Source organism: Rhodospirillales bacterium RIFCSPLOWO2_02_FULL_58_16 (genome assembly GCA_001830425.1).
Taxonomy (GTDB): Bacteria; Pseudomonadota; Alphaproteobacteria; order Rhodospirillales; family 2-02-FULL-58-16; genus 2-02-FULL-58-16.
In genome coordinates, this window is the sequence record MIAA01000031.1 from 30,779 (window position 1) to 39,072 (window position 8,294).

The 8,294-nt window shown below is 60.4% G+C and carries 6 protein-coding genes and 2 pseudogenes (1 of these 8 cut by a window edge); 1 reads left to right on the plus strand and 7 read right to left on the minus strand.

Annotation, left to right across the window (positions count from 1 at the left end; translation table 11 throughout):
• Positions 1-21: 21 nt before the first annotated feature.
• Positions 22-1,365 (plus strand): annotated as a pseudogene (locus A3H92_01360) (serine protease).
• A 13-nt stretch (positions 1,366-1,378) separates the two neighbouring features.
• Here A3H92_01360 and A3H92_01365 read toward each other — a convergent pair.
• From A3H92_01365 to A3H92_01395, 7 genes and pseudogenes are all read right to left on the minus strand, one after another.
• Positions 1,379-2,755, minus strand: a complete 1,377-nt coding sequence (locus tag A3H92_01365; GenBank protein ID OHC74580.1) for a cysteine--tRNA ligase — start codon at positions 2,753-2,755, stop codon at positions 1,379-1,381.
• Positions 2,752-3,477, minus strand: coding sequence for a hypothetical protein (locus A3H92_01370; GenBank protein OHC74581.1), 726 nt, complete (start codon positions 3,475-3,477; stop codon positions 2,752-2,754). Before A3H92_01370 ends, A3H92_01365 begins: the two co-directional genes overlap by 4 nt.
• Positions 3,478-3,514: 37 nt before the next feature.
• Positions 3,515-5,119: an NAD+ synthase gene (locus A3H92_01375; GenBank protein OHC74595.1), complete on the minus strand. Its 1,605-nt coding sequence runs from the start codon at positions 5,117-5,119 to the stop codon at positions 3,515-3,517.
• A 246-nt stretch (positions 5,120-5,365) separates the two neighbouring features.
• The gene (locus A3H92_01380; protein ID OHC74582.1) at positions 5,366-6,019 is read right to left on the minus strand and encodes an SMC-Scp complex subunit ScpB; all 654 of its coding nucleotides are present in this window, start codon (positions 6,017-6,019) and stop codon (positions 5,366-5,368) included.
• The gene (locus tag A3H92_01385) at positions 6,019-6,816 is read right to left on the minus strand and encodes a chromosome segregation protein ScpA (GenBank protein ID OHC74583.1); all 798 of its coding nucleotides are present in this window, start codon (positions 6,814-6,816) and stop codon (positions 6,019-6,021) included. Before A3H92_01385 ends, A3H92_01380 begins: the two co-directional genes overlap by 1 nt.
• Before the next feature lie 4 nt (positions 6,817-6,820).
• Entirely contained in the window at positions 6,821-7,495 is a 675-nt protein-coding gene (locus tag A3H92_01390; protein ID OHC74596.1) for a peptidase M48, read from the minus strand.
• 25 nt (positions 7,496-7,520) lie between these two features.
• A pseudogene (locus tag A3H92_01395) lies at positions 7,521-8,294 on the minus strand (beta-hexosaminidase); it runs 231 nt beyond the window's last position.

The window sequence follows — 8,294 nt, forward strand, 5'->3', positions numbered from 1 at the left end:
GCAAACGCTGCGGCGGTCGATAAGCAGGTTCCGACTTCCAAGGATCAAGCCCAATTTTCCTTTGCGTCTCTGGTTAAAAAATCGGCGCCGGCGGTAGTAAATATCTACAGCCGCAAGGTGGTGATGTCGCGCCAGTCGCCGATGTTGTTTAACGACCCGTTCTTTCAGCGCTTTTTCGGCGAAGGCTTCGGTTTAGGGCCTGAGTCCCCCAGGGAGCGCGTTCAGAATTCACTTGGTTCCGGCGTTATCGTTCGTCCCGAAGGACTGATCGTCACCAACCGCCACGTTATCGAGGGGGCCAATCAGATTACCGTGGTGTTGTCCGACAGGCGTGAGTTCGATGCGGTGATTGTCGGTACGGACGAGCATACCGATTTGGCCGTCCTGCGGATAGAAGCCAACGGCGAGAAGTTTTCTCACCTGGAGATGCTTGACTCCGATGAAGTTGAGGTCGGGGATATGGTTCTCGCCATCGGCAATCCTTTCGGCGTCGGTCAGACGGTGACCAGCGGCATTATCTCGGCATTGGCCCGCACCCAGGTCGGCATTTCCGACCTTAACTTCTTTATTCAGACGGACGCCGCCATCAACCCCGGCAACTCAGGCGGCGCCTTGGTCGGCATGGACGGCAGGCTGGTGGGGATCAACACCGCCATTTTCTCCAAGAGCGGCGGTTCGCTCGGCATCGGGTTCGCCGTCCCTTCCAATATGGTGAACACGGTGATAACCGGCGTCCTTTTGGAGGGGCGTCTGGTGCGACCGTGGCTCGGCGCCTGGGGACAGGGGGTCAGCGCCGACATTTCCGCTTCATTGAATTTGCCCCGCCCCTTCGGCGTGCTCATCAGCAAGGTTTTTCCGGGCGGCCCCGCCGATCTTGCCGGGATCAGGGTGGGCGAAGTTGTGCTTGAGGTTCAAGGACACGAGATCAGCGACCCTCAGGCCATGAATTATCGCATCGCTACCCTGGCGGTGGGCGGCTCGGCGAATCTGACTATGTGGAGGCGGGGTAAAAAGGCGCCGGTCAAAATTGATCTGGTGGCGCCGCCGGAAGCGCCTTTGCGCGACATCAGCGATCTCACCGGCCAGCATCCGCTTTCAGGAACGACGGTGGCCAACATGTCTCCTGCGTTGGCTGATGAACTGGGCATGGAATCATTTGAACCCGGCGTTATCATCCTGCGGTTGACCCAGGGCGGCGCCGCCAACCGCCTGCGCTTTCGCACCGGAGATATGATAAGCGTCATCAACGACGAAACCATCAAGTCGGTGGAGCACCTGAAGAAGGTGCTGCCGGCGCCGACCAATCACTGGCGCATTTCCATAAAACGCGACGGCAAAACCCTTAACATGATCGTCAATCGTTAGAAGTTACCGGCGGTTATTCCCGCCGCCAGATGGTGCCGCCGGCGCCGTCCTCCAGGACGATTCCCTGCGCCGCGAGTTGATCGCGAATGCGGTCGGATGCGGGAAAATCCTTGTTCCTGCGGGCCTCGGCGCGTTGGGCAATCAGGGCTTCAACGGCGGCGGCGTCTATAGACGCGACGCCCTCGGGTTGCCGTTTGAACCAGTCTTCCGGGTTCTGCTGCAAAAGACCCATCGCCTTGCCCGCCGCCAGCAGCCGTCCTTTAACGAAGGCCCTGGAATCATCGTTATCGACCTTGTTGAGGATGCCCGCCATCTCGTGCATATGGGTGAGGGCCAGCGGCGTATTGAGGTCATCGGCCAGGGCCAGGATCACCTCGGCGGGAGTTGAGGCCGGTTCCGTTTTTATGCCGGCGGCATTGCGCAACACCCCGTAGAACTTATCCAGAATATGCTTCGCCTCGGCGATTCCGGCCTTGGTGAAATCCAGCGGCCGGCGGTAGTGAGTCTGGAGCAGAACCAGGCGGATGGCTTCGCCGGGGAATTCCTTCAGCAAATCGTGGACGGTATAAAAGTTGCCCAGACTCTTGGACATCTTCTCGCCCTCAGCCATCAGGTAGCCGTTATGCACCCAGTAGCGGACGAAAGGCTTGCCGTGCGCGCAGGCGCTTTGGGCTATCTCGTTCTCGTGATGGGGAAAGATCAGGTCCTGGCCGCCGCCGTGAATGTCGAAGGTTTCACCCAGGTACTTGCAACTCATCGCCGAGCATTCCAGGTGCCAGCCGGGACGGCAACGGCCCCACGGCGTTTCCCAGCCGGGCAGATCGTTTGCGGACGGCTTCCACAAAACGAAGTCGGCGGGGTCTTTTTTGTAGGGGGCCACCTCGACGCGGGCGCCGGCGAGTATGTCGTCGCGGTTGTTGCGCGACAGACCGCCGTAGCCGTCCCACGACGGCACGTTGAACATAACGTGGCCCTCGGCCTGATAGGCGTTGCCGGCCTTGAGAAGCTCCGTGGTGAGGGAGATCATCTCGGCGATATGCTCGGTGGCGCGGGGTTCCACATCCGGGTCAAGAGCGCCCAGCGCCGCCATGTCTTCGTGGAAAGCCCTGGCCGTGCGCTCGGTGATGGAGCGGATGCTTTCGCCGCTCGCCAGTGACGCCGCGTTGATCTTGTCGTCAACGTCGGTGATGTTGCGCACATAGGTAACCCGGCTGAAGAACTCCTTCAACAGCCTGTACAGAACGTCAAACACCACTACCGGGCGGGCATTGCCGATGTGAGCGTAGTCATAAACGGTGGGGCCGCACACATACATGCCTACGGCCCCGGGGTTTAGCGGCTTGAACGGCTCTTTCTCACGGCTCAGCGTGTTGTAGAGATAGAGCGTCACTGCACGTCGTTAAGGGTGAACATGACGTTGACGCGGACGGCGACTTCGATCTCGCCGGGCATTACCGGCATGCCGATGCTCTCGGATTCCATGTCCATCATGCGTCCTTGAGGAACCGTGCTTCCGGCGTCCTCTATCCTCAGCACCTTGCCGACTACGGCTCCGGCCTCCCAGGCCATCAGGGTGGCGACGGACTTGGCGTTGGCGATGGCGAGGCGACGCGCATCGTTAAGCAGCTTTTCACGTTCCGAAACCTTGAAACGGATGCCGCTTAAACGATTGGCTCCGGCCTTGACCAGATTATCCAGCAGCGTGCCGACGGTGCCGGGGTTGCGCACCATGATGCGGGTGGAAAGGGCGGCGCGATGACCGACGATCACGGGCGGGGTAATGTCCTCCCCTTTCTCGTTTTTATTGACCTTATAGAGCGGGGCCAGCGAGACGGTGCCGGTTTGAATGTCGGCTTCCGCGACGCCGTTGCCGATGGCGGTCTTGACCAGATTCTTCGCCTTCTCGGAGGATTGGGCCATGGCGTCGCCGGCGTTATTGGCGTCCGAGATCACGGAAATCTGTACTTCCGCCATATCGGGCTTTGAGGCAATTTCTCCCACGCCGGTTACGGTTATGGTGCGGGTGACGGGATCGGCGGCTTGCGCCGCTACGGTTAGACCGGCCATGGTGATTATGGCGAGGGCTAAGGTGGCGAATCGGATGTTTTTCATAAAGGTCTCCAGGTTACTTCCGTGTGAACTATTAGTATCATACATGATCCGTGAAGCGATTGGTAATCGGATAACGACGGTCGCGGCCGAATGAGCGGCGCGTGATCTTGACCCCCGGCGGGGCCTGACGACGTTTATACTCGGCTTTATCCAGCATGCGCCAGACCCGACGCACTGTTTTTTCATCAAAGCCCTCGGCGGCGGCTTCGGCGGCGGAGTGCTCTTCTTCGATCAAAAATTGAAGAATGGCGTCCAGCTCCTCATAGGGAGGCAGGGTATCCTGATCGGTCTGGTCGGGTCTCAGTTCGGCTGACGGCGGCTTGGTAATGACGCGCTCGGGCATCGCCGGCCCCGGATTTTGGTTGCGCCAACGGGCCAGCCTGAAAACGTCGGTCTTGTAAACGTCTTTAAGCACCGAATAGCCGCCGCACATGTCGCCGTACAAAGTCGCGTACCCTACCGACATTTCCGATTTATTGCCGGTGGTCAGAACCATGTGGCCGAACTTGTTGGACAGGGCCATCAACACCATGGCGCGGGAACGGGCCTGGATGTTTTCCTCGGCGGCGTCGGCGTCAAGACCGGCGAATTGGTCGCCGAGCATCGCCGCGAAGGCCTTCATCGCCGGCTCGATAGACACGGTCATCAAACGGACGCCGAGCATTTCCGCCGTTCGGGCGGCGTCCTCCACGCTTTCGGTCGAGGTATAGGGCGAGGGCATCATTACCAGATGCACCCTGTCGGCGCCGACGGCATCGACAGCGACGGCGGCGCAAAGGGCGCTGTCCACGCCGCCGGAAAGCCCGATAACAACGCCGGGAAAACCGTTCTTGGCGACGTAATCGCCAAGCCCCATCGTCATCGCCCGCCAGATGGACTCCAATCGTTCGGCAGGCGCAGCGATGGTTCCGGCGCGGGCGTCAAGCAGACACGATTTCCACCACGGGGCGCGGGCGCTGATGGCGCCGTCATTCGCCAGCGCGAAGGAGCCGCCGTCAAACACCAACTCGTCCTGCCCGCCTATCATGTTGATATAGACCAACGCCATGCCGCTCTCAGCCACCCGCTGCCGGGCGAGGGCGAGGCGGACGTCGGTTTTGCCGTCCTCAAAGGGGGAGCCGTTGAGGACCACCAGGATGTCGGCTCCTTTTTCCTTCAGACGACGGGTGACGGTCGGTTTCCACATGTCCTCGCAGACCATGACGCCGAGGCGAGCGCCCCTGAACGCCATCGGCGCGGGCAGGCAACCGGAGGTGAATATGCGCTTTTCATCAAAGACCCCATAGTTGGGAAGCTCGTGTTTATGGGTTTCGGCGGCCATGACGCCGCCGTCCAGAAGCAACGCCGCGTTGTACAGCACGGAGCCTCGCCGCCACGGCGCCCCGACAAGAACCGCCGGGCCGCCGTCGGCGGTCTCCGCCGCCAGTTTTTTCACGGATATTTCGATCTTGTCCTGAAAGGAAGGCTTGAGAACAAGGTCTTCGGGCGGGTACCCGGATGCCGCCAGCTCCGGCGTAACCACAAGGTCGGCGCCGAGGGAGGCGGCGTGAGCGCGCGCCGCGCGCACCAGCCGGATATTGCCGTCGATGTCGCCGACGGTCGGGTTGATCTGGGCCATGACTATGGAAAGATTGCACGTCATAACCATAGCTAGGACACTGTAACGCCGGCTGTCAACGCGGCTTTTGTCTCCCCATAATTGCTATCCGTGTCCATCAGCGTAATCGCTCGAAAGAGATTGATCCTGTTTTTATCGTCATGGCCGTGACAAGCACGGGCATGACGATGATGGATGGGCAATGAAGCTCCGGCGGGGAGAACCGAATGACCCTGTTGCGCAATGGCGGCAATTCGTAACGAAGGCGATTCCAATCAATCCTGACCCGCCCTAAATTCCGTCATCGGGGTCCAGGGGGTCGGGTGTTTCGGCGCCGTGATCGTCGTTAGTTTCATGGCCGTCGTCGTCTTTGGAGTCTTCCTCGTCATGGGCGTGAAAAGCCTCGATTGCCGGTCTTTTATCGAGAAGCCCGGCCGCCTTGAGGTCGCCCAGGCCCGGCAGGTCTTTGACGCTTTCCAGACCGAAGTGATCAAGGAAAGCGTCGGTGGTGCCCCAGGTCATGGGACGGCCCGGCGTGTTGCGCCTTCCTCGGGGCTTGATCCATCCCGCTTCAAGCAGCACGTCGATGGTTCCCTTGCTCAGGCCGACGCCGCGAATTTCCTCGATTTCAGCGCGGGTAATCGGCTGGTGATAGGCAATGATAGCCATGGTTTCAACGGTCACGCGGCCCAATTTGCGGGAAACCTCGCCGGTGATGTTGAGCTGCGAGGCAAGGTCGGGGGCGGTGCGGAAGGCCCAGCATTTGCCCGCCGTCGTCAAATTGACGCCACGACCGGCGTAATGATTCTTAAGTTCGCCGAGCAACGCCGTCAGGTCGGCGCCGTCGGGCAGGCGGGCGGCCAGAACCCGTTCGGCGAGCGGAGCATCGGAAGCGTAGAGGATCGCCTCCAAAAGACGCAGATGTTGGGCGTTAACAGCGCTCATTACGAATTGTCTCCACCGCAGGCGCGGACATAAATAGGAGCGAAAATGCCGTCTTGTCGCAGCCGCATCTTGCCTTCGCGGACCATCTCCAGGCCGGCGACCAGGGTGGAGGCCACAGCCGAACGGGCTTTTAACCCGTCGCCCATGCCGGCGGGCAGAAACTGTGACAGAATCGTCCAATCCGGCATGTCGCCGAGCAGACTCCTCATCCGCGCCAGAGCGTCCTCGACGGTGTAAAGCGTCCACGGCTCAATATGCAGGGTTTTTCCTCCGGCGGCGCGGCGCTTGATATCGCCGTAGCCTTTAAGCAGGTCATAAAGGGTAATCTCATAGACGGTTTCTCCGGTGAACTTGAATTTCTCGGGTTCTCCCCTGGCGAAAAAGTCAACACCCAGGCGGTTGCGCGACATAAGGCGGTCGCCGGCCTCCTGCATTGACTCCAGGCGGAGAAGCTGAAAGGTCAGGGCGGCGGCCATTTCCTCGCCACTCGGTTCTTCCTCGCCGCCCATGGCGGGCAACAGCAGGCGCGACTTCAGATAAGCGAGCCATGCCGCCATCACCAGATAATCGGCGGCAAGTTCAAGGTTGACGCTGCGCGCCTCGGCGACAAAGGCCAGATATTGGTCGGCCAGTTGCAGAATGGAGATCCGGGTCAGGTCCACCTTCTGGGTGCGGGACAAAGCCAGCAGGACGTCGATAGGGCCTTCAAAGCCGTCAATGTCGATGACAAACGGCGATAGCGTCCCGGCGCCGGCGGAGGGTCGTTCATCCTCGAAATCGTCTGTCTTTTCCATCATGGCGTCACCTGACATTGACCAGGGATAAAACGGCGTTGCTCAGGTACTCGGCCGGAGCGCCGATTACCCACCAAAATACATTCAGGTCAACGCCGAGTTTGCCGCCGATCCACGGCAAAAGAAATACCGCTCCGAGGATAATGCCGATGCCCGCCCTTTCCAGCCGCGCCAACCTCATGCCCAGCGCCGGCGGCAACAGCCCGACGGCGATCCGTCCGCCGTCCAGGGGAGGCATGGGCAGCATATTAAAGACGCAAAGCAGCATGTTGATCCACATCAGATTATTCAGGTTATAGGCGGTCCAGACTTTAATGTCACCGGACAGATAAGGCAGGATGTGAAACAGCGCCGCCGAAATCACCGCCAGTAAAAGGTTGGTCGCCGGCCCGGCAACCGCCACCAGCATCATGTCGCGGCGCGGATGCCCGAGTTTCCCGAAGTTTACCGGCACCGGCTTGGCGAAGCCGAACATCATTCGTCCGCCGGAAAGGAACAGCAGCAGCATCGGCAGCAGCAGCGTTCCGAAAAGATCAATGTGCCTCAGCGGATTGAACGTCACCCGCCCCGCCATATAGGCGGTGTCGTCTCCCAGCCGCCATGCCGCCCAACCGTGGGCCGCTTCGTGCAGAGTTACGGCGATCAGGATCGGAATAACCCAAATCGAGGCGGTGAGCAGAATGTCATTCCAGTTCACTCCGCGTCCCTCATCGTTGCAAAAGTTTTTCCAGGCGGGATTCCGCATCGGCGACATCCAGCGGTTCGGGTTGGCGCCTCATCGTCTCGGCATATTCCAGATGCATTATCGCGTTAAAGCTCAACGGCGAAGCGGCGGCGGCGATTGTCTCCATCTCGGCCATGTCGCCGTTGCAATGAAGGACCGCGTCGCAGCCGGCCTTAAGCGCCATCTCTGTGCGGGTTCTCATGTTTCCGTACAGCGCCTTCATCGACAAGTCATCTGAAATCAGGAAGCCCTCAAAGCCGATCGAGCCGCGAATGACCCCTCCGATCACTGAAGATGATGTGGTCGCCGGCATAATTGCGTCAACGGCGCGGTAGATCACATGGGCGGTCATCGCCCACGGCATGTTGCTCAAGGCCTTGAACGGCGCGAAGTCGATAGTTCTAAGGTCCATCGGCATCGGCTCGACCACCGGCAAGGCCTTGTGGCTGTCAACAGTGGCCCGTCCGTGTCCGGGGATATGCTTGATTACCGGCAACACGCCGCCGGCGAGAAGCCCCTCGCAGACCGCCCGGCCTAGAACGGCAACCATCTGCGGCGTATCGCCGTAGGCGCGGTCGCCGATGATCGGATCGGCATCGGGCTGGGGGACATCCAGGACCGGCGCGCAATTCACCGTTATGCCGAGATCATGCAGTTCAGCGGCAATCAGCCGGGCGTTCAGGCGGGTCGCTTCAACAGCTTGTTCCATGTCATCATGGGCCATCTCGGCGAAGCGGCGGGCGGCGGGCCTTGCCCG